We start from the raw sequence: 20166 nt of genomic DNA, 5'->3' as shown, positions 1-20166 counted from the left end.
ACCGCGATCGGGGGACCCCGGCGCGCGCCACCCCAGGGCCGTAGATCGTATGGCCATACGGTGACCGCGGGAGGTGCCCGCATGCATGCTCGACGCAACGGCCGCCGCTGGGGGTTGCGCATCGCAACCGCGCTGGCCGCACTGGTCCTGACCGCCAGCGGAGCCGGCCACGCGATGGTCACCTCGGCGGAGAACGAGGTGCGCCGGGTCGACCCGTTCCGCGGCCTGCGCGACCGCCCGGACGCCGGCGACGGCCTCAACATCCTGCTGATCGGCACCGATTCGCGCGACGGGCTCAGCGCCGCGGAACGCACCAGGTACCACGTCGGCAACGCCTCCTGCCGCTGCGCGGACGCGGTGCTGCTGCTGCACGTGTCCGAGGCGCGCGACCGCGCCACCGTCGTCAGCCTGCCGCGCGACTCCTACGCCAGGCTCCCCGCGCACGACTTCGAGGCGGGCGGCGGACGGCACCCCGCGCACGCCGACAAGCTGAACGCCGCGCTGTCCCACGGCGGGCCCGCCCTGATGGTCGGCACGGTGGAGGGGCTGACCGGGCTGCGCGTGGACCACTACCTCGAAGTCAGCTTCGTCGGCTTCATGCGCGCGGTCGACGAGATCGGCGGCGTGCGGGTGTGCACCACCCGCCCGCTGAAAGACAGTTACTCGGGCCTCGACCTGCCGGCCGGCACCAGCACACTGGACGGCGCCGCGGCGCTCTCCTACGTCAGGGCCCGCCACCTCGACGGCACCTCGGACTTCAGCCGCATGGCACGCCAGCAGCGGTTCCTCGCCGCGTTCCTCGACGAGGCGATCAGCGGCGGCGTTCTGCTCAATCCGGCGAAGGCCGGCCGCACGGCCGGCGCGCTTCTCGACTCGGTCAGGGCCGACCCCGGCTTCGGCGCCGAGGAGATGCTGGCGCTGGCCGGCCTGCTGCGCCACTTCGAGACCTCGCAGGCCCGCTTCACCTCCGTCCCCGTCGCGGACACCGCCCGGCACGTGCCCGGGCTCGGCTCCACCGTCATGTGGGACGAGGCGGCGGCCGACCGTCTGTTCACGGCGCTGCGGGAGGACGGGCCACTGCCCGAGCCGCCGAAGCGGCCCGCCGGCTCGGCACCGACGCCCGCGGCCACCGCGGACGCCGACGACATCACCTGCTGACCTGACCGGCGCCGCCCCGGGTCAGCGCACGGTGATGAACGCCGCCGCGTCGCGCGGCGGGCGGGCGCGGGGCGGCGCCGCGGCGTGGCCGACGGCCACCGTGCCCATCGGGTCCCAGCTCTCCGGCAGACCGAGCCGCTCGCGGACCACGTCGCGGCAGAACATGGTGGAGGACACCCACGCCGAGCCCAGGCCCTCCCCGGCCAAGGCCACCAGCAGGTTCTGCACGCCGGCGCCCGCGGCCACCACGAACATCTCCCGTTCCGCCGCCGCGCGGCGCTCGTCCGGGTAGGCGTGCGCCCCGTCCGCGACCAGGCACGGAATCACCAGGTACGGCGCGGCCCGCAGCACGTCCCCGCGCCGCACGCGGCGCGCGATGCTCTCCTCGCTCCGGCCGTCCCGCCGCAGGTCCGCGATCCACGCCTCGCGCATGGCGTCCAGCAGCCCGGTCCTCGACCCGGCGGACTCCAGCAGCACGAACCGCCAGGGCGTCGTGTGGTGCGGCGCGGGCGCGGTCACCGCGGCGGCCACCGCGCGCCGCACCGCCTCGGGGTCGACCGGGGCGTCCGTGAACTCCCGCACGGTGCGCCGCAGGGCGACGGCCTCGCGGACGGCCTCGGAGGTGCCCAGGCGGAACATGTCGTCGGCCGCGGCCCTGATCAGGTCGCGGGCCCCGCCGGTGCCGGGGCGCACACGGTGGGCCAGGCCGCGGACGACGGCCACCGGCAGCCCGTCCGTCTTGCCCTTGACCAGCTCGCCCGCCGCGGCGATCTCGTCGGCCACGGCGGTGACGGTGACGCCCAGCGGATTGCCGTACGGGTCGGTGGTGCCGCGGAAGTCGTCGAGCACCTCGACGCCCGCGGCGCCGATCGCCACGTCCGTCTGGCCCTCGCGCCAGGGTCGCCCGAACGTGTCGGTGACGACCACCCCGACGTCGACCGACAGCAGGTCCCGCAGCCCGCCGCGGATGCGGGCGGCCGAGGCGTCGGAGTCCTCGGGCAGCAACAGAACGGTGCCCGGCGGGGTGTTGGAGGCGTCGACCCCGGCCGCCGCCATCACGAACCCGTGCCTGGACTCCACGATGCGCGCCTGGCCGCGCCGCGCGACGACGCGGACGGTCTCCTCGTCGATCGCCTCCTGCCGGTCGCCGGCCTGCCGGACCCGGCCCTCGGCCTTGCTCACGATCTTCGAGGTGACGACGAGGACGTCCCCGTCCGCGAGTCCGGGCAGACCGGTCGCGGTCGCGGCCTCGGCGATCAGCTTGGCCAGCTCGTCGCCCGGCTTCACCTCGGGAATGCCCGGCAGCGCCCACACCCGGTACGCGGGGGGCGCGGCGGCCGGCTCGTGCTCCGTCGTCATGCGGCCTTGACCTCCTCGGCCAGCGACAGTGCCTCCCGCGCCATCGCGGCGGTGGCGTCGATGTCGGTCATCAGCAGGGGAACGGCGCGGCAGCGGATGCCGTCGGCCTCCACGGCGCCGACCGCGTCCGCGTCCGCGGTGTCCACCAGCCAGCCGTCCAGCAGCCCGGAGCCGTAGTGCTGGGCGACGGCCGCGGCGGTCGAGGGCACGCCGACGGCGGCCAGCACCTTGTCGGCCATGCCGCGCACGGGCGCGTCACCGATGATGGGCGACAGGCCGACGACCGGCACCCCGGCGTCGGCGATGCCCTCGCGCAGCCCGGGCACGGCGAGGATGGTGCCGATGCTCACCACGGGGTTGGACGGCGGGAAGACGATGACGTCCGCCGTCGCGAGCGCGTCGAGCACGCCGGGGGCGGGCGCCGCCTGGTCCGCGCCGACCGGCAGGACCGCGTGCGCCGGTACGGCGGCGCGCAGCCGCACCCAGTACTCCTGGAAGTGGACCGCCTTGCGGCCGCCCTCGCCGTCGTCCACGACGACGTGCGTCTCGACGCGGTCGTCCGTCATCGGCAGCAGCGTGACCCCGGGCTCCCAGCGGCGGCACAGCGCCTCGGTGACGGCGCTGAGCGGATACCCGGCGCCGAGCATCTGGGTGCGGACGATATGGGTGGCGAAGTCCCGGTCGCCGAGGCCGAACCACTCGGGCCCGACACCGTAGGCGGCCAGCTCCTCCTTGACGGTGAACGTCTCGTCGGCCCGGCCCCAGCCCTGTCCGTCGTGGATGCCGCCGCCCAGCGTGTACATCACCGTGTCGAGGTCGGGACAGACCTTCAGGCCGAACAGATGGATGTCGTCGCCGGTGTTGCCGATGACGGTGATGCCGGCGTCCGGGGCGGCGCGCCGCAGGCCGCGCAGGAAGCGGGCGCCGCCGATGCCGCCGGACAGAACCACGATGCGTTGCATGCGGCCCAGTCTGTCAGCAGGCGAGGACGTCCCGGGGAACGGGCTCCGCCTGCGAACGGGCGTGCATGCGCATCTCGGTGAGCCCGGGGAAGTAGACGTGCAGGCTGACGGCGGGCGTCAGCGCGGCGTTCACCACTTCGTGCACGTAACCGGGCGCGAAGACCCGCAGCGAGCCGGGCGTCAGCACCCGGCTGCCGCGGCCGTCGGCGTGCTCGGTCAGCGCGCCCTGGAGCACCGTGTACACGCCGTTGGACGCGCCGTGGTCGTGCCGCCCGCTGCCCTGGCCCGGCACCCAGCTCAGCAGCCACACCTCGTACCCGGGACCGGTGCGCAGCCGGTGGTACCAGCGGCTGGCCGCGTCGTACCGCACCAGGGGCGCCCAACACGCGCGATCATCCGCGAGCGCGGCGGCCAGACCGGCGAACTGCGCGACGGTGGCCGGGTGCTCGGGAACGGGCGGGAGCAGGTGCGGGATCGCCAGCGGGTCACCGGCGATTTCGTTGTCGTTGTCCATGAGGTCGGTGGTGTCGCCATCGTTCGGGGTACGGATGGATGCCCTAGCGGAGCGGCAGGCGCACGTGCCTGTCAACGGGGCTCGCGGCCGGGGTCATTGTTTCACCACTTCGGGTAAGGGTGCGCCGCGGAAAGGTTTATGCAGGCCGCTTCGCGGACAGACGGGCTTCCATCCGCGGCCCCGGGGCCGCCGTTGCCCATCCGTGATCCGGCTGTGATCCTGGTCGCTGTCGCCCACGGGCTGCAACACATCCGGGCGCTCGTTCGTCTCTCCGGGTGCAGGCGGTCGATGGATCGGCGAAGTGAGAGGAGAACGACCGGATTACGCGACTGGCCGAGCGCTGGCTCGTGTGAGTTTGTGCCGATTTGAACACTTTCCGTGCGCTTGTGGTGCCACAGGGTGAATCATCGGGTGAATAACAGATCGTGGCTTGACTGCCAGTGAGCACCCCGCCTGTAATTTCACTCATGTCGTTCGAGCGGTATCGATAACAGCGGCATCACGGGGAAGCAAAGAAGACGAGGGGCGCGCATATGACCGAGCTGTTCCAGCAACTGCTGGTCGATCAGGCGGAGGAGGAGCTGGGCTGGCAGGAACGCGCACTGTGCGCCCAGACCGACCCCGAGTCGTTCTTCCCCGAGAAGGGTGGCTCCACGCGTGAGGCGAAGAAAGTGTGCCTCGCCTGCGAGGTCCGCTCCGAATGTCTCGAATACGCCCTCGCCAACGACGAACGCTTCGGAATCTGGGGTGGTTTGTCCGAGCGTGAACGTCGGCGTCTGAAGAAGGCGGCTGTCTGAGCGGGGTTTGACCCCGGCCGACCGGTGGCTGACCGATGTTGCGTCGGTCCGGCGGGCTCCGGCGGGCCCAGCCGCTAGTGTGGTGCGCTGTCCGAGACGTCGCCGCACGGCGGCACCGTCCACACCGTCCAGCGAACCGGGGCCAGCACCTCGATGTCCGTGCACAGCCAGCCGGCGGCGCCCCAGCAGGCCGCCCACCCAGAATTCCCGCGGCACGTCGTCACCGCCGTACTCGTCTCGCACGACGGCGAACGCTGGCTACCCGAGGTCCTGCGCGGCCTGCTGGCGCAGGAGCGGCCGGTGCAGGACGTCATCGCCGCCGACACCGGAAGCGCCGACTCCTCCGCCACGCTGGTCACCGAGACACTCGGCGCCGAGCGGGTCCTGCACCTCGCCCGCCGCAGCGGCTTCGGCACCGCCGTCGCGGAGGCCGTCCGCACCGCGCCCGTCCTCACACCGGACGATCTGCCCTACCTGAAGCGCCCCAACGCCTGGGACCCCGTCACTCGTACGTGGGACACGAGCACCTACGACCTGCCGGAGCTGCCGTTCGGCGAGCCCGTCCACTGGCTGTGGCTGCTGCACGACGACGCCGCCCCAGAGCCGGACGCCCTCGCCGAGCTGCTCCGCCAGGCCGACGCCAGCCCCTCCGCCGCGATCGTCGGCGCCAAGCTCCGCGGCTGGTACGACAGGAAGCAGCTGCTGGAAGTCGGCGTCTCCATCGCCAACAGCGGCCGCCGCTGGACCGGCCTCGACCGCAGGGAGCAGGACCAGGGCCAGCACGACCAGGTCCGCCCCGTCCTGTCCGTCTCCACCGCGGGCATGCTCGTCCGCCGCGACGTCTTCGAGCAGCTCGGCGGCTTCGACCGCAGACTGCCGCTGATGCGCGACGACGTCGACCTGTGCTGGCGTGCCCAGGCCGCGGGCCACCGCGTGCTCGTCGCGCCCGCCGCCGTCCTGCGGCACGCCGAGGCCGCCTCAAGGGAACGCCGTTCCATCGACTGCGCCGGCCGCCTCGGCGGCAACCCGCACCGGGTCGACAAGGCCGCCGCCGCCTACGCCCTCCTCGTCAACGCCCGCGGACGCGTACTGCCCTGGGTGCTGTTCCGGCTGGTCTTCGGCACGCTGCTGCGCGTTCTCGCCTACCTCGTCGGCAAGCTGCCGGGCCGCGCCCTGGACGAGGCCGCCGGGCTGCTGGCCACCCTGCTGCGCCCCGGCCTCGTGCTCGGCGCCCGCCGCCGCCGCGACCGCGCGGTCGCCCCCGACAACGACCCGGGGGAGCTGCGCCCCCTCTTCCCGCCGCCGCTGGCCACCGTGCGCACCACCGTCGAGCAGGTCGCGGGCAACCTCGGCGGCCGGACCGAGCCCGCCGCCGCCGGCGGCGGGCGGCACGGCGCCGTCGAATCCGGCCCGTCCGACGACGAGACGGACGCCCTCGACATCGAGCAGTTCGCCCGCGTCCGGCGCCTCGCCCGCCGCCCAGGACCCATGCTGGCCCTCGGCCTGCTGCTCGCCGCCCTGCTCGCCTGCCGCGACCTCATCGGCACCGGGGCGCTCACCGGCGGCGCCCTGCTGCCCGCCCCGGGCGACGCCGGCGACCTGTGGGACCGCTACCTGTCGACCTGGCAGCCCGTCGGCACCGGCGGCACCGAATCCGCGCCCCCCTACCTCGCCCTGCTCGCGCTCATGGCCACCGGCCTGCTCGGCAGCACGGGGCTCACGATGACGCTGCTGCTCGTCGCCTGCGTGCCCCTGGCGGGCGCGAGCGCCTACTTCACCTCGCGCCCGCTGGTCATGTCCCGCCTGCTGCGCGCCTGGGCGTCCATCGCCTACGCCTTCCTGCCCGCCCTCACCGGAGCCGTCGCCGGCGGCCACCTCGGCACCGCGGTCCTCGCCGTGCTCCTGCCGCCCCTGGCCCGCACCGCGATCCTCGCCGCCGGATACGCGGCCCCCGGCGGGCGCGGCTCCTGGCGCGCCGTGTGGGCCTGCGCCCTGCTGCTCGCCGTCGCCACGGCGTTCACGCCGGTGATCTGGCCGCTCGCCCTGGTGCTCGCGCTGTTCGCCGTCTTCCTGCCGCTCCCGCTCGACCCCGCGCTGGTCCGGGCCAGGGCGCTGCGCCTGGGCGCCGTGCTCCTCACCCCCTTCGTGCTGCTCGGCCCCTGGTCGTGGTCCGTCCTCCTGTCGCCCTCCGACTTCCTGCGGGAGGTCGGGCTGCCGTTCGAAACGGGCCGTGCCACCGCGTTCCAGCTGCTCAACGTGAACCCCGGCGGTCCTGGCACCCCCAGCACCTGGCTGCTCATCGGCATCGTGCTGGCCGCGCTCGGCGCGCTGCTGCGCCGCGAACGGCGGCTCGCCGTCACCACCGCGTGGGCCGTCGCCCTCGCCGGCCTCGTCTTCGCGGTCTGGTCCGACGGCGACGCCTGGGCCGGGCCCGCCACCCTGGTGTACGGCCTCGCCCTGCTCGCCGCCGCCGCGCTCGGCGCGGACGGCGCCAGGTACCGGGTCGCCGCGCAGAGCTTCGGCTGGCGGCAGCCCGTCGCCGTCGCCGTGGCGGGCGCCGCCGCGGCCGGGCCGCTGCTGGCCGCCGCCGGCTGGATCATCGGCGGCGCGAACGGCCCGCTGGAACGCACCGATCCGGTGCAGGTGCCCGCGTTCGTCGCCGAGGAGAGCACCACCCAGGACCAGGCCCGCACCCTCGTGCTGTCCGGCCGCGGCGCCGGGGAGGACGGCGCGCCCGGCGCCGTCGACTACAGCCTGGTCCGTGGCTCAGGCGCCCGGCTCGGCGATGCCGACCTGGCCGAGCTGCTCGGTCCCGACGACGGCTTGAGCCAGGTCGTCGGCGATCTGGTGGCCGGTTCCGGCGCCGACCAGACCACCGCGCTCGCCGCCTACGCCGTGCGGTACGTGCTGGTGCAGGACGGTTCGCCGGCCGGACTCCACCGCGTGCTCGACACCACCCCAGGACTCCAGCGCCTCAGCCAGGAGCAGGGCGCGCTGTGGCGGGTGAACAGCGATGTCTCCCGCGCCGTGATCCTGCCCGCCGAGGAGGAGGGCGCCGGGGCCGAGCCCCTCGCCGTCCCCGCCGGCGCGGTCGACATCCACACCGACGTGCCGGAAGGGCCGGCCGGGCGCGTGCTCCAGCTCGCCGACACCGCGGGCGACGGCTGGCAGGCCACCCTGGACGGGCAGTCCCTCACGCCCGTCACCATCGACGGCTGGGCCCAGGGCTTCGAACTGCCCGCGGGCGGTGGGCGTCTTGACGTCGTCCACGAGACCCCGGGCACGCACACGCTGTGGGTCTGGGCGCAGGGCTTCGCGCTGCTCGTGCTCACCGTGCTCGCGCTGCCCGGCCGCCGCCGCGAGCTGGACGACGACCTGCCCGAGGAGGCCGAGCCCGCGCCCGCCGCCCCCCAGGGCCGCCGCGCGCGCCGCCAGGCCGCCGCGGAGCCGCCGCCCGCGCCCGTTCCGGCGCAGGCCGGGCCCGTTCCTGCGCAGGCCGGGCCCCCGGGCGCGGCGGGCGCGGACGGCGTGCCGCCGGTGCCGCCCGCGCCGCAGGCACCGCCCGCGCCGCCCGCGCAGGAGCCGTGGCCCGGCTACCAGGACCCCTGGCCCGGCACCTACCAGGACCAGGGCACCGCGTACCCGGACGGCCCCGCCGTCCCGCCGCAGCCCTACCAGGACTGGGACGGGAACAGCTACGACAGCACCCGGCCGTACGACTACCCCGCCGACTACGGCGACGGGAGCAACCAGCGATGAACCGCGCGACCATGTCCCTCATCGCCGTCACCGCCGCCCTCGCCGCGGTGACCGGCGCCACCGCCCTGCGGCCCGACCCTTCCGAGACGGCCCCCACCTCGCAGCGCCTGCCCGTTCCCGTCGAGCGCACCGCGCTGACCTGCCCCCGGCCGACCGCCGCCGAGTCGGCCTCGACCTGGTACACGGCCTACACCCCGCCCGCGGGCGAGGAGCCCGGCCGCGCGGAGGAGGGCGACGAGCCCGGCCGCGCCGAGCTGCTGCCCGCGCCCGAGCACGTTCCCGGCGGCGAGGAGGAGCAGGCCGGGGAGAGGCAGGACGGTGGGGAGCCCGTCGTGCCGCTCGCCGAGCCCGGCGTGCCCGTCTCCGCCCGCGTCGACGAGTCCGCCGCCGCCCTGACCGGCACCGCCGAGCAGCGGTTGGCGCCCGGCTGGACGGTGCAGCAGACCACCGCCGTCACCGCGGGCGGCGTGCTGGGCACGTCCTGCCGCACCCCGGACACCGAGTTCTGGTTCGCGGGCGCCAGCACCGCGGAGAGCCGTTCCGACTACGTCCACATCACCAACCCGGACGAGGCCGCCACCGTCGTGGACATCGTGCTCCACGGCCCGGAGGGCGCGCTGGACTCCGAGGCCGGGCAGGGCATCACGGTGCCGGGCCGCAGCAGCGTTCCCGTCCGGCTCTCCACCGTCAGCCCCGAGCCGCAGACGAACGTCGCCGTCCAGGTCACCGCACGCACCGGGCGCGTGGGCGCGCAGGTCGAGGCCGTCGACCAGCAGCTGGGCGCCGACTGGCTGCCGCCGTCCGCGGCACCCGCGGGCGGCCCCGTCGTGCTGCCCGGCATCCCCGCGGACACCAGGTCCGTGCGGCTGGCCGTCTTCGCCCCGGGCGAGGAGGACATCACCCTGGACGTGGGCCTGGCCGGCCCCGGCGGCACCATCACCCCGGCCGGCTACGAGAGCATCTCCGTCCCCGCCGGCACGCTGACCGCCATCGACCTGGAGAACCTGACCCAGGGCGAGGCCGGTTCACTCGTGCTCACCCCGGCCGCGGGCACGGGCGGCGGTCCTGTCGTCGCCGCCGCGCGCGTCACCCTCGGCGAGGACGACGAGCAGGAGATGGCGTTCATCCCCGCCACCGCCCCCGTCGGCACCCGCGCCTCCGCCGCGGGGAACACCGCCTCCGGCACCACGCTCTCCCTGCTGGCCCCCGACGAGGCCGTCGAGGTCGACGTCACCTGGTCCGCGGGCGCCGAGGGCGGCGAGAGCGTCACCGAGACGTACACGGTCGACGGCCGGACCACCATGACCGTCACCCCGGAGATCCCCGACTCCATCGAGGGCACGTTCGCGGTGACCCTGACCCCCCGCGGCGGCCCGCTGTACGCGGCCAGGACCCTCACCGTCGACAACGGGGGAACGCCCGGCTGGACCGTCCAGACCCTCCCCGACGACCACTCCACCGTCTCGGTGCCCGAAACGGAGCCCGACCTGTCGATCCTGATGGACTGACGGCCGGAAAAAGACGTTTCAGTCCCGTCAGTCCTGCCCGTACCTGGGGTCGACCGACTCAGGGGCCAGCCCGAGCAACTCCGCCGCCTGCTCCACGACCACCTCGTGCACCAGCTGCGCGCGCTCGTCCCGGTCGCGGCTGCGCAGCTCCACCGGGCGGCGGTACACCACGATCCGGTCCGGCCGCCCGGGCCTGGCCCGCTGCACGCCGCCGAGCGGCACGCCGTCCGTGCCGGACCCCGGCTCGCCCTCGCGCGCCAGCCAGGGCACCTCCTGCACCTCGAAGTCCACGTCGGCCAGCTGCGGGAGCCTGCGCCGCAGCCGTTCCGCCGAATCGTGCACCAGGGAGTCGAACGTGTCGGCCCGGCTGACCGCGAGCGGCACCTGGGGCGGCGCCACGGGCCCGCGCATGCCACGGCCGTGCCGGTCGCGATGCCGGTGACGGTCGGCCGGGCCGGGCGGGACGGGGGGGACGCCGCTGGAATTGTCCATCGCACTCGACCATAGAGGACCGGAAGCCGCGGGGTGAGAACACCGCTCGCCATCCCGCCGCCGTGGGACAACACCGAACCAACAGACGAATCCGTACAGCGCGGGCGCAGGTGGGACGACACGGTGGGGTGACGCCGGGCGGAGTCGTCGCGACCCGCTCAGGAGTGCGGTACGGTCCAACATCGTGAGCCCCGTACGTCGCTGTTCGCGCACCGCGTGCGCCCGACCCGCCGTCGCGACGCTTACGTATGTCTACGCGGACTCCACGGCCGTTCTCGGGCCCCTGGCCACCTACGCCGAGCCGCACTGCTACGACTTGTGCGCCCAGCACTCCGAGCGGCTGACCGCACCGCGCGGATGGGAGGTCGTCCGGCTGGCCGTGGACCCCGCCGCCGCCAGGCACACCGCGGACGATCTGGAAGCGCTCGCCGACGCCGTCCGTGAGGCGGCGCGCACGCCGCAGCGCAAGGAGCCGCCGCCCACGCCCCCCGCGGGTGCCGACCCCATGGAGGTCGCCCGCCGCGGCCACCTGCGGATACTCCGGTCACCCGAGGCGTAACACCCGGCCGGTACATTGAGGAGCGAGCGCTCCCGACAGCACCGCCCATCCACCGACCCTCAAGACAAGGGGTTAGCCGTGCCGGATCTGTCCCAGATCGTGAAGGCCTACGACGTGCGCGGAGTCGTTCCCGACCAGTGGGACGAAGGTCTCGCCGAGCTGTTCGGCGCCGCCTTCGCCGAGATCACCGGGGCCAACGCCGTCGTCATCGGCCACGACATGCGCCCGTCGTCCCCCGGCCTGGCCCGCGCCTTCGGCCGCGGCGCCGCCGCCCGCGGTGCGGACGTCACCGAGATCGGCCTGTGCTCCACCGACCAGCTGTACTACGCGAGCGGCGCCCTCGACCTGCCGGGCGCCATGTTCACCGCCAGCCACAACCCGGCCCAGTACAACGGCATCAAGATGTGCCGGGCCGGGGCCGCGCCCATCGGCCAGGACAGCGGGCTCGCCGACATCCGCGCCCTCGTCGAACGGTGGGCCGAGGAGGGCGCACCCGCGCCCGTCGCCCGGCCGGGCACCCTCGGGCAGCGCGACACCCTCGGGGACTACGCCGCCTACCTGCGTTCCCTCGTCGGCCTCACCGGCATCCGCCCGCTCAGGGCCGTCGTCGACGCGGGCAACGGCATGGGCGGCCACACCGTCCCCACCGTGTTCGACGGGCTGCCGATCGAGGTCGACCCCCTGTACTTCGAGCTGGACGGCACCTTCCCCAACCACGAGGCCAACCCGCTCGATCCGGCCAACATCGTCGACCTCCAGGCCCGCGTGAAGGCGACCGGGGCCGACATCGGCCTCGCCTTCGACGGCGACGCCGACCGCTGCTTCGTCGTCGACGAACGCGGCGAGCCCGTCCCACCCTCCGCGATCACCGCCCTGGTCGCCGCCCGCGAGCTGGCCAAGGCCCCCGGCTCCGCCGTCATCCACAACCTCATCACCTCCTGGACCGTCGCCGAGGTCGTCAAGGAGAACGGCGGCACCCCCATCCGCACCCGCGTCGGCCACTCGTTCATCAAGGCCGAAATGGCCCGCACCGGCGCGATCTTCGGCGGCGAGCACTCCGCCCACTACTACTTCAGGGACTTCTGGAACGCCGACACCGGCATGCTCGCCGCCCTCCACGTCCTCGCCGCCCTCGGCGAACAGGACGGCCCCCTGTCCCAACTGGTCGCCGCCTACGACCGGTACGCCTCGTCCGGCGAGATCAACAGCCGCGTCGACGACCAGGCCGGCCGCGCCGCCGCCGTCCGGGCCGCCTACGCGGGACGGCCCGGCGTCACCCTCGACGAGCTGGACGGCCTGACCGTCACCACCGACGACTGGTGGTTCAACCTCAGGCCCTCCAACACCGAGCCGCTGCTGCGCCTCAACATCGAAGGCCGCGACACCGCGACCGTCGACAAGGTCCGCGACGAGGTCCTGGCGCTCGTCCGCGCCTGACCGAAGGGCCGGCCGGCCACGGGCGCGCCGTGCCGCCGCGGCGTCCCTCCGGGTAGGGTGATCGCGACAGCCACTCACCGCGGGAGGGACGCCCATGCCGCTCGTCGAGGCCGCTCTGCTCGACATCCTCGCCTGCCCCGTCTGCCACGCCCCGTTGCGCGAAGAGGGCGACGAGCTGCTGTGCACGGGCGAGAGCTGCGCACTGGCCTACCCGGTCCAGGACGGCATCCCCGTCCTCCTTGAGGACGAGGCCCGCAGGACCGGCTAGGTGTGCCGTCCCGGGCCACCGGAGTTCCCATGATCGACGAAACGCTCCTCGACGACCCGGACGCCCTCGTCCGCGCCGACCCGCACGGGCTGCTGCGCGCCGTCGCCTCCGCCGGCGCCCATGTGCGCACCGCCGTGCGCGGCGCCGAGGAGTCCGCCCTCGGCCGCCTCACGCCCGAGGGCCGCCCCGGCACCGTTCTCGTGGCCGGCACCGGCCCCGAAGTGCCGCTCGCCGCCGACCTGCTCGCCGCCCTCGCGGGCGACGGCACCCGCGTCACCCGGCTGGTCCCCACCGGCGCCCTCGCCGCACCCGGCGCCCTCACCTGGTCGCTGCCCCGCTGGGCCGGCCCCCTCGACCTGCTGGTCATCGCCTCGGCCGAGGGCACCGCGCCCGGACTCGCCCTGCTCGTCGAGAGCGCCTACCGGCGCGGCTGCGCCGTCGTCTCCGTCGCCCCGGCCGGCTCGCCGCTCGCCGAGGCCACCGCGCATCGCCGCAGCCTGGCCGTCCCGTTCAGCCCCGCCCCCTACGCGGAGCCGGCCGGCCATCCGGCCGCACCCGGCCCGGCCTGGGCGCTGATCACGCCGCTGCTGCTGCTCGGCGACCGCCTCGGCCTCTTCGACGCGGACAGCGCCGCCGTGCACGCCATGGCCGACCGGCTCGACGCCGTGGCGGAACGCTGCGGCCCCGCCGTCAGCACCCACGGCAATGTCGCCAAGTCGCTCGCCGCGGAGTGCGCCGCCGCGCTTCCCCTGCTGTGGAGCGAGGGCCCCGCCGCCCGCGCCGCCGCCCGGCACGGCGCCGCCACCCTGACCGGTCTCGCCGGGCACCCCGCGCTCACCGCGGAGCTGCCGGAGGCGTTCACCGCGCACGGCGCGCTCCTCGGCGGCGGGCCGGGCCGCGGCCCCGCCACCGACGACTTCTTCCGCGACCGCGTGGAGGAGCCCGCGCCGCTCCACCCCCGCGTCGTGCTGCTGCGCAGCCCGCTCGCGGACGGCGACGAGCGCCGCCCGCCCGGTCCTGACGGGGCCGCGGCGGCTGCCCGGGAGCTGGCCTTCGCGCAGGGCGCGACGTTCAGCGAGCTGGAGACGGCCGGCGACAGCGGCCCGCTCGGCACCGCCGCCGAGCTGATCGCCCAGCTCGACTTCGCCGCCGTCTACCTGACGCTCGCCGCCGCGCGCGGCTAGCCGGCCGCCGCCGCGGTCCCGTTCCCGCCCGCGTTCCTCCGACGCCCCCGACCCGTGTCCGCCACGACGCAGAAAGACCGCCGCGAGATGGACCTTCTGGACAACACCGTCAAGACCTACGCCTGGGGCTCGGCCACCGCCCTGCCCGAGCTGCTGGGCACCGAGCCCACCGGCGGACCTCAGGCCGAGCTGTGGATGGGCGCCCACACCGGCGCCCCCTCCCGCGTCGACCGCGGCACAGGCCCCGTATCCCTCGCCGACGTCATCGCCGCCGACCCGGCCGCCGAGCTGGGCCCGGCGGCCGTCGGGGCGTTCGGGCCGCGCCTGCCGTTCCTGCTCAAGCTCCTCGCCGCCGCGACACCCCTCTCCCTCCAGGTCCACCCCGACCGCGGTCAGGCGGAGGCCGGGTTCGCCGACGAGGAGGCGCGCGGCGTCCCGGTCGACGCCCCGCACCGCACCTACAAGGACGCCAACCACAAGCCCGAGCTGATCTGCGCCCTCACCCCGTTCGAAGGTCTGTGCGGCTTCCGCCCCGCCGCCGACACCGCCGACCTGCTCGAACAACTCGGCGTCGACCAGCTCAAGCCCTACGCCGACCTGCTGCGCGCCCGCCCCGAGGGCGACGCGCTGCGCGAGGTCTTCACCGCGGTGCTGACCGCCGACCCCGACGCCGTCGCCGACACCGTCCACCGCGCCGCGGAGGCCGCGGCCCGGCTCGGCGCCGACCACCCAGAACGGGCCACCGCCGCCGCCTTCACCGCCTACGCCGGGCTCGCCCGCCACTACCCGGGCGATCCGGGCGTCATCGCCGCCATGCTGCTCAACCACGTGCGCCTGGCCCCGGGCGAGGCGCTGTACCTCGGCGCCGGCGTCCCGCACGCCTACCTGCACGGCCTCGGCGTCGAGATCATGGCGAACTCCGACAATGTGCTGCGCTGCGGGCTCACCCCGAAGCACGTCGACGTTCCCGAACTGCTGCGCATCGTGCGCTTCGAGGCGGGCGGCCCCGGCGTGCTGCGCCCCGCCCCCGCCGAGGACGGCAGCGGGGAAGAGGTGTACGCGACGCCCATCGACGAGTTCCGCCTGTCCCGGCACGTGTTGGCCGCGGGCTCCGCCGCGCGGCCGCTGCCCGCGCCCGCCGCGCAGATCCTGCTGTGCACCGCGGGGCGTATCGCGCTGCGTTCCGCGGACGGCCGCGAGCTGGTCCTGGCGCCGGGCCGTTCCGCGTACGTGCCGGCCGGCGAGCGGGTCACCATGGCCGGAACGGGCACCCTTTTCCGCGCCACCGTCGCCCTGTGACCCACCGGGCCGCGGCCCGGTGGCGGCGGAAACCCGACCCCGGTTCCCCCGCGGCCTTGAGAGCCCCCCGGGGGCGCGGTGTAGATTCGGAGGAAGAAGTCGACGTCGCTGCTGATGGCAGTCGGGCGGCCCGAGGGGTCGGCCCGGCCGAGGGGTAAGAAGGCCCTCCGACGGACTGCGAAGCTCCGGACGCACCGCGCTCCCGCGGCGCGCCCGCAGTCGCATCGTGTCCGCCAACGCATCGCCAACGCATCGCCAACGCATCGCCATCGAGGAGCAGTCGTCATGACAACGAGCGCCACCAACGCTCAGGACTTCAAGGTCGCCGATCTTTCCCTGGCCGCCTTCGGCCGCAAGGAGATCACCCTCGCCGAGCACGAGATGCCCGGCCTGATGGCCATTCGCGAGGAGTTCTCCGCCGCGCAGCCGCTGGCCGGCGCCCGGATCACCGGCTCGCTGCACATGACGGTGCAGACCGCCGTGCTGATCGAGACGCTGGTGGCCCTCGGCGCCCGCGTCCGCTGGGCCTCGTGCAACATCTTCTCCACCCAGGACCACGCCGCGGCGGCCATCGCCGAGGCCGGCATCCCCGTCTTCGCCTGGAAGGGGGAGACGCTGGAGGAGTACTGGTGGTGCACCGAGCAGGCCCTGGCCTGGCCGGACACCCCCACCGGCGGGCCCAACATGATCCTGGACGACGGCGGTGACGCCACGCTGCTGATCCACAAGGGCGTCGAGTACGAGAAGGACGGCAGCGTTCCTGACGTCTCCACCGCGGAGAGCGACGAGCACCGCGTCATCCTGGAGCTGCTGACCCGCACCCTCGCCGAGTCGCCGCAGAAGTGGACGCAGGCCGCCTCCGAGATCCGCGGGGTCACCGAGGAGACCACCACCGGCGTGCACCGCCTGTACGAGATGTTCCGCGACGGGCAGCTCCTCTTCCCGGCGATCAATGTCAACGACGCCGTCACCAAGTCGAAGTTCGACAACAAGTACGGCTGCCGCCACTCCCTCATCGACGGCATCAACCGCGCGACGGACGTGCTGATCGGCGGCAAGGTCGCCGTCGTCTGCGGCTACGGCGACGTCGGCAAGGGCTGCGCCGAGTCGCTGCGCGGCCAGGGCGCCCGCGTGATCATCACCGAGATCGACCCGATCTGTGCCCTCCAGGCCGCGATGGACGGCTACCAGGTGGCCCGCCTCACGGACGTCGTGGAGATCGCCGACATCTTCGTCACGGCCACGGGCAACAAGGACATCATCATGGCCGCCGACATGGCGCGGATGAAGCACCAGGCGATTGTCGGCAATATCGGCCACTTCGACAACGAGATCGACATCGCCGGTCTCGCGCAGACCCCCGGCATCGTCAGGGACGAGGTCAAGCCCCAGGTCCACACCTGGACGTTCGCCGACGGCCACACCATCATCATGCTGTCCGAGGGCCGCCTGCTGAACCTGGGGAACGCCACGGGCCACCCGTCGTTCGTCATGTCCAACAGCTTCGCCAACCAGACGATCGCCCAGATCGAGCTGTTCACCAAGACCGGCGAGTACCCCACCGGCGTGTACACCATCCCGAAGCACCTGGACGAGAAGGTCGCGCGCCTCCACCTCGACGCCCTGGGCGCCCAGCTGACCGAGCTGACCCCGGACCAGGCCAGCTACATCGGCGTGCCGGTCGAGGGCCCCTACAAGTCCGAGCACTACCGGTACTGACGGCTCCCCCCGCCCGGCCGCGCCCGCGCGGCCGGGCGGGCGGCTCCGCACTCCCCCTCATGCCCCGCGGCACCTACAGCCTCCACGACCCGCACGACCGCGCGCCCCTCGGCGAGGAACGGTTCCACTGTGCGCCCGGCCCCACCGGCTGGCGCTACGTCTCCACGTCCACCGCGCCGGACGGCGCGGACGCCGGCTCCGTCGACCTCACGCTGGACGCGCTCGGCCGTCCGGTCCGCCTCGAACTGCGCGCCGGCGGCTGGCAGGTCCGCGGCGCGGCGCTCGACGGCGTGACCTGGGTCAGGATGGCCGCGAAGACCGGCGAGGACGGCCAGGAACGCAACGCGGCCGCCCGCGCGTTCACCGGTGATTCGCCCGCCTTCCTCATCGCGACCGCCCGCCTCCTGCGGCCGGCAACCACCGGCGCGGCCGCCCGCGTCCGCCTGATCGCCTTCGCCCCGCCGGTCCTCGCCCCGCGCACCCGCACCGAGCAGTGGACGCTGACGGGCCGGGACGTTCACACCGCGGACGGCGCCTCCCTGGCCGTGGACACCTACCGGATCGACGATCTGGACACCGGGGAGCGGCGCACTGTGCACCTGTCCGGCGACGTGGTGCTCGCCGCGCCCGGCGTCGAGCTGGAGGAACTGGACACGCCGCCCTCCGACTTCACGCCGGCGGGATGAACCCGGTCGCCCGCCCTGGCGGCTCGGGCTCCGGCTCAGGCCCCGGCCGCTCAGGTTCCGGCTCCGGCTCCGGCTCCGGCGGAACGTCCCGCACCGGCCGAACGTCCGGTATCCGTGGGGCCTGCGGCGACGCAGCCGCGGAAAGCGGCGCGCCGAAGGTGCGCTCCGCCTCACGCCGCTGCCGCTCGGCGGCCACCGCCCCCAGGTAGGCCGCCGGATGTATCCCGGGCGGCGCGGGGGCGCCCACCCGCGCCACCACGTCGTCCGCCAGCCGCACGCCCATCGACCAGGCGACCTCGCGGTCCAGATGACCCATGCGCGCCAGGTACTGGCGGACCGCGAGCCACAGCGGGTCGGGCACCCGCGACAGATCGAGCTGCGCGAACTGCGCCGCCACCGCGGGCGGCGGGGGCGGCAGGGGTGCCGACTTGGTGCGCGGCACGCGCTCCCGCACCACGAGCGTTCCGGCGAAGACGTCCCCGAGCCGGCGCCCCTCCGCCGAGACCAGCGACGCGATCATGGCGACGGAACCGGCGGTGAACAGGATCTCGACGAAGCCGATCGCCCCGCGCACGAGGGCGTGCCGGAAGCGGATCGGCCCTCCGTCGTTGCGCACCACGCGCAGCCCGAACGCCAGCTTCCCCAGCGAACGGCCGCGGCTCAGCGTCTCCACCGCGATCGGCGCCCCCACGAGCACGAGCAGCAGCAGCGCCACCTGCACGGCCTGCGCGGTGGCCGAGCCGAGCGGGAGCACCGTGCTGAGCAGCACCACGGACAGCAGCAGGTAGACGCCGATGACGAGCGCGAGGTCGAGTGCGACGGCCATGGCGCGCGTCGGCAGCCGGGCGGGCTGGAGCCCCAGCACGACCGCATCGCCCGTGACCAGCTGGCTCATCCGCCCTCCCCCTCTTCTCTGCTCTTCCCTGCCCGGGAAATCTCGCTGCCGTCATCCAGTCTGTCACTGCCGTCTGACAAGCTCTGAACATGGATCTCGACGTGTTCGCCGCCGCCCACCGGGCGGAGTGGGACCGGCTGGAAGCCCTGCTGCGCCGCAGGCGGAGCAGGCTCACCGGGGCCGAGGCGGACGAGCTGGTCGTGCTCTACCAGCGGACGGCCACCCACCTCTCCGTCCTCCAGTCCTCCGCGCCGGACCCGGCACTCACCGGGCGGCTGACGACCCTGGTCGCACGCGCGCGCAGCGCTGTGGTCGGCACCAGGCGGGCCACATGGCGGGACGCGGTGGCCTTCTTCACCGCAGGCTTCCCGGCGGCCTGCTACCGGACGCGCCACTGGTGGGTTCCGACGGCCCTGGTGTTCACGGGCCTGGTGGCGGCGCTCGGCTGGTGGATCGCGGACAGCCCGGAGGTCCAGGCGTCGATCGCGGCTCCGGAGGAGCTGCGCGAGATGACGCGGCCGGGCGGCGCGTACGAGAGCTACTACTCCAGCAGCCCGGCGGCGGCCTTCTCGGCTCAGGTCTGGACGAATAACGCGCAGGTCGCCGGTATGTCCCTGGCCTTCGGCGCGCTGCTCGGCCTGCCGGTCCTGTGGGTCCTCCTGCAGAACGCGGTGAACGTGGCGACCGGCGTGGGCCTGATGGCCGCGTCCGACCGGCTGGACGTGTTCCTCGGCCTGATCCTGCCGCACGGGCTGCTGGAGCTGACGGCCGTCTTCGTGGCGGCGGGCGTGGGGCTGCGGCTGGGCTGGACAGTGATCGACCCGGGGCCGCGGACGCGCCTGTCCGCCCTCGGCCAGGAGGGCCGGGCGGCGCTCGGCATGGCGATCGGCCTGGCGGTGGTGCTGCTGGTCTCGGGCGCGATCGAGGGCTTCGTCACCCCTTCCGGCCTGCCGACCTGGGCGCGCATCGGCATCGGCGTCCTGGCCGAAGTGGCGTTCCTGGCCTACGTCTTCATCCTGGGCAAACGGGCGGTGGCGGCGGGCGAGACCGGCGACGTCGTGGCGTCGGACCGGCAGGCCGAGGCCCCGGTGGCGGCCTGAGGCACCGGCCGAGTTGGTCTCGGCTTGACGCCGTGGCCACACGCCCGTAATGTTGCCCGGGTTGTCGCCGAGCCGATGGGTCATCTCATCCGGCGGGCGGGAGCAGCTTCTACCACACTTATGAGCTTGAGCCCGCGAGGGTCTATTTCGGCTTGCCCGGAATGGGGTCTCAGGAGCCGGATTTGGAATTCGGCGGGGATTGCTTCTAGAGTGGTGGACACAGCGAAGGGAAGCGCCCGGAGGGTCCTGAGAGGGATTCGATGGAAGCGTCCGTTCCTTGAGAACTCAACAGCGTGCCAAAAGTCAACGCCAATGTTTTGTGGGCCGAGATGGTTTCTTGGTCTTTGTTTTACAGTTCAGCGAGGTTATTGCTCGCGTGGATTGTTTCTTTGAAGCATTCACGGAGAGTTTGATCCTGGCTCAGGACGAACGCTGGCGGCGTGCTTAACACATGCAAGTCGAACGATGAT

The 20166-nt window shown here is 74.2% G+C and carries 17 protein-coding genes and 1 rRNA gene; 13 read left to right on the top strand and 5 right to left on the bottom strand.

Translation table 11 applies throughout. The annotated features are described in order from the left end of the window. Positions 1-81: 81 nt before the first annotated feature. Positions 82-1158 (top strand): LCP family protein, encoded by a 1077-nt coding sequence (locus tag RM779_RS03100; protein WP_311615527.1) that lies wholly within the window; start codon positions 82-84, stop codon positions 1156-1158. Positions 1159-1179: 21 nt separating this feature from the next. On the opposite strand, the gene RM779_RS03095 is transcribed toward RM779_RS03100, so the two are convergent. The 3 genes from RM779_RS03095 to RM779_RS03085 are packed head-to-tail and all read right to left on the bottom strand — an operon-like array spanning position 1180 to position 3993. After that, on the bottom strand, positions 1180-2517 hold the full coding sequence (locus tag RM779_RS03095; RefSeq protein WP_311615525.1) for a coenzyme F420-0:L-glutamate ligase: 1338 nt from the start codon (positions 2515-2517) through the stop codon (positions 1180-1182). Continuing rightward, entirely contained in the window at positions 2514-3479 is a 966-nt protein-coding gene (cofD, locus tag RM779_RS03090; RefSeq protein ID WP_311615523.1) for a 2-phospho-L-lactate transferase, read from the bottom strand. The genes RM779_RS03095 and cofD overlap by 4 nt, the downstream gene beginning before the upstream one ends. A 13-nt stretch (positions 3480-3492) precedes the next feature. Beyond that, complete coding sequence (locus RM779_RS03085) at positions 3493-3993, bottom strand: cysteine dioxygenase (RefSeq protein WP_311615521.1); 501 nt, start codon at positions 3991-3993, stop codon at positions 3493-3495. Between the two features lie 533 nt (positions 3994-4526). Here RM779_RS03085 and RM779_RS03080 point away from each other — a divergent pair. The 3 genes from RM779_RS03080 (at position 4527) to RM779_RS03070 (ending at position 10057) form a co-directional block, all read left to right on the top strand. Further along, positions 4527-4790, top strand: a complete 264-nt coding sequence (locus RM779_RS03080) for a WhiB family transcriptional regulator (RefSeq protein ID WP_077061059.1) — start codon at positions 4527-4529, stop codon at positions 4788-4790. Between the two features lie 153 nt (positions 4791-4943). Then, a complete protein-coding gene (locus tag RM779_RS03075; RefSeq protein WP_311615519.1) occupies positions 4944-8549 on the top strand; it encodes a glycosyltransferase family 2 protein in 3606 nt (1201 codons plus the stop codon). After that, positions 8546-10057, top strand: coding sequence for a DUF5719 family protein (locus tag RM779_RS03070; RefSeq protein WP_311615517.1), 1512 nt, complete (start codon positions 8546-8548; stop codon positions 10055-10057). The genes RM779_RS03075 and RM779_RS03070 overlap by 4 nt, the downstream gene beginning before the upstream one ends. A gap of 27 nt (positions 10058-10084) precedes the next feature. Here the strand turns inward: RM779_RS03070 and RM779_RS03065 are convergent, their stop codons facing one another. Beyond that, positions 10085-10549, bottom strand: coding sequence for a metallopeptidase family protein (locus RM779_RS03065; RefSeq protein WP_311615515.1), 465 nt, complete (start codon positions 10547-10549; stop codon positions 10085-10087). A gap of 184 nt (positions 10550-10733) precedes the next feature. On the opposite strand from RM779_RS03065, the gene RM779_RS03060 reads away from it, so the two are divergent. The 7 genes from RM779_RS03060 (at position 10734) to RM779_RS03030 (ending at position 17701) form a co-directional block, all read left to right on the top strand. Then, positions 10734-11108 carry a DUF3499 domain-containing protein gene (locus RM779_RS03060; protein WP_216355954.1) on the top strand — a complete coding sequence of 125 codons (375 nt, stop codon included), beginning with the start codon at positions 10734-10736 and terminating at the stop codon, positions 11106-11108. Between the two features lie 78 nt (positions 11109-11186). Beyond that, positions 11187-12545 (top strand): phosphomannomutase/phosphoglucomutase, encoded by a 1359-nt coding sequence (locus RM779_RS03055; RefSeq protein WP_311615511.1) that lies wholly within the window; start codon positions 11187-11189, stop codon positions 12543-12545. 94 nt (positions 12546-12639) lie between these two features. Further along, positions 12640-12813: a Trm112 family protein gene (locus tag RM779_RS03050; protein ID WP_077061065.1), complete on the top strand. Its 174-nt coding sequence runs from the start codon at positions 12640-12642 to the stop codon at positions 12811-12813. Between the two features lie 29 nt (positions 12814-12842). After that, on the top strand, positions 12843-13997 hold the full coding sequence (locus RM779_RS03045) for an SIS domain-containing protein (protein ID WP_311615508.1): 1155 nt from the start codon (positions 12843-12845) through the stop codon (positions 13995-13997). Positions 13998-14084: 87 nt separating this feature from the next. After that, entirely contained in the window at positions 14085-15296 is a 1212-nt protein-coding gene (manA, locus tag RM779_RS03040; protein ID WP_311615505.1) for a mannose-6-phosphate isomerase, class I, read from the top strand. A gap of 285 nt (positions 15297-15581) precedes the next feature. Next, entirely contained in the window at positions 15582-17015 is a 1434-nt protein-coding gene (gene ahcY, locus RM779_RS03035; protein ID WP_311615503.1) for an adenosylhomocysteinase, read from the top strand. A gap of 59 nt (positions 17016-17074) precedes the next feature. Beyond that, positions 17075-17701: a hypothetical protein gene (locus tag RM779_RS03030; protein WP_311615502.1), complete on the top strand. Its 627-nt coding sequence runs from the start codon at positions 17075-17077 to the stop codon at positions 17699-17701. On the opposite strand, the gene RM779_RS03025 is transcribed toward RM779_RS03030, so the two are convergent. Then, positions 17685-18596 (bottom strand): RDD family protein, encoded by a 912-nt coding sequence (locus tag RM779_RS03025; protein ID WP_311615500.1) that lies wholly within the window; start codon positions 18594-18596, stop codon positions 17685-17687. The two genes, RM779_RS03030 and RM779_RS03025, sit on opposite strands and share 17 nt — an antisense overlap. Before the next feature lie 89 nt (positions 18597-18685). Between RM779_RS03025 and RM779_RS03020 the strand changes: the two genes are divergently transcribed. Both RM779_RS03020 and RM779_RS03015 read left to right on the top strand, forming a co-directional pair. Continuing rightward, entirely contained in the window at positions 18686-19696 is a 1011-nt protein-coding gene (locus tag RM779_RS03020) for a stage II sporulation protein M (RefSeq protein WP_311615499.1), read from the top strand. A gap of 397 nt (positions 19697-20093) precedes the next feature. Then, a 16S ribosomal RNA gene (locus RM779_RS03015) occupies positions 20094-20166 on the top strand; the annotation flags it as partial.

The sequence above is a fragment of the Streptomyces johnsoniae genome, assembly GCF_031845565.1.
GTDB classification, from domain to species: domain Bacteria; phylum Actinomycetota; class Actinomycetes; order Streptomycetales; family Streptomycetaceae; genus Streptomyces; species Streptomyces johnsoniae.
Note: the sequence above shows the minus strand (reverse complement) of the source record. Positions and strands in the feature narration are given on the sequence as shown.

Excerpts from the sequence above, each read along its gene's own strand:
- ahcY (WP_311615503.1), top strand. The coding sequence starts at position 15,582 with ATGACAACGAGCGCCACCAACGCTCAGGACTTCAAGGTCGCCGATCTT.
- RM779_RS03050 (WP_077061065.1), top strand. The coding sequence starts at position 12,640 with ATGCCGCTCGTCGAGGCCGCTCTGCTCGACATCCTCGCCTGCCCCGTC.
- RM779_RS03095 (WP_311615525.1), bottom strand. The coding sequence starts at position 2,517 with ATGACGACGGAGCACGAGCCGGCCGCCGCGCCCCCCGCGTACCGGGTG.
- manA (WP_311615505.1), top strand. The coding sequence starts at position 14,085 with ATGGACCTTCTGGACAACACCGTCAAGACCTACGCCTGGGGCTCGGCC.
- RM779_RS03070 (WP_311615517.1), top strand. The coding sequence starts at position 8,546 with ATGAACCGCGCGACCATGTCCCTCATCGCCGTCACCGCCGCCCTCGCC.
- RM779_RS03025 (WP_311615500.1), bottom strand. The coding sequence starts at position 18,596 with ATGAGCCAGCTGGTCACGGGCGATGCGGTCGTGCTGGGGCTCCAGCCC.
- RM779_RS03030 (WP_311615502.1), top strand. The coding sequence starts at position 17,075 with ATGCCCCGCGGCACCTACAGCCTCCACGACCCGCACGACCGCGCGCCC.
- cofD (WP_311615523.1), bottom strand. The coding sequence starts at position 3,479 with ATGCAACGCATCGTGGTTCTGTCCGGCGGCATCGGCGGCGCCCGCTTC.
- RM779_RS03020 (WP_311615499.1), top strand. The coding sequence starts at position 18,686 with ATGGATCTCGACGTGTTCGCCGCCGCCCACCGGGCGGAGTGGGACCGG.
- RM779_RS03080 (WP_077061059.1), top strand. The coding sequence starts at position 4,527 with ATGACCGAGCTGTTCCAGCAACTGCTGGTCGATCAGGCGGAGGAGGAG.
- RM779_RS03075 (WP_311615519.1), top strand. The coding sequence starts at position 4,944 with ATGTCCGTGCACAGCCAGCCGGCGGCGCCCCAGCAGGCCGCCCACCCA.
- RM779_RS03085 (WP_311615521.1), bottom strand. The coding sequence starts at position 3,993 with ATGGACAACGACAACGAAATCGCCGGTGACCCGCTGGCGATCCCGCAC.
- RM779_RS03065 (WP_311615515.1), bottom strand. The coding sequence starts at position 10,549 with ATGGACAATTCCAGCGGCGTCCCCCCCGTCCCGCCCGGCCCGGCCGAC.
- RM779_RS03100 (WP_311615527.1), top strand. The coding sequence starts at position 82 with ATGCATGCTCGACGCAACGGCCGCCGCTGGGGGTTGCGCATCGCAACC.
- RM779_RS03045 (WP_311615508.1), top strand. The coding sequence starts at position 12,843 with ATGATCGACGAAACGCTCCTCGACGACCCGGACGCCCTCGTCCGCGCC.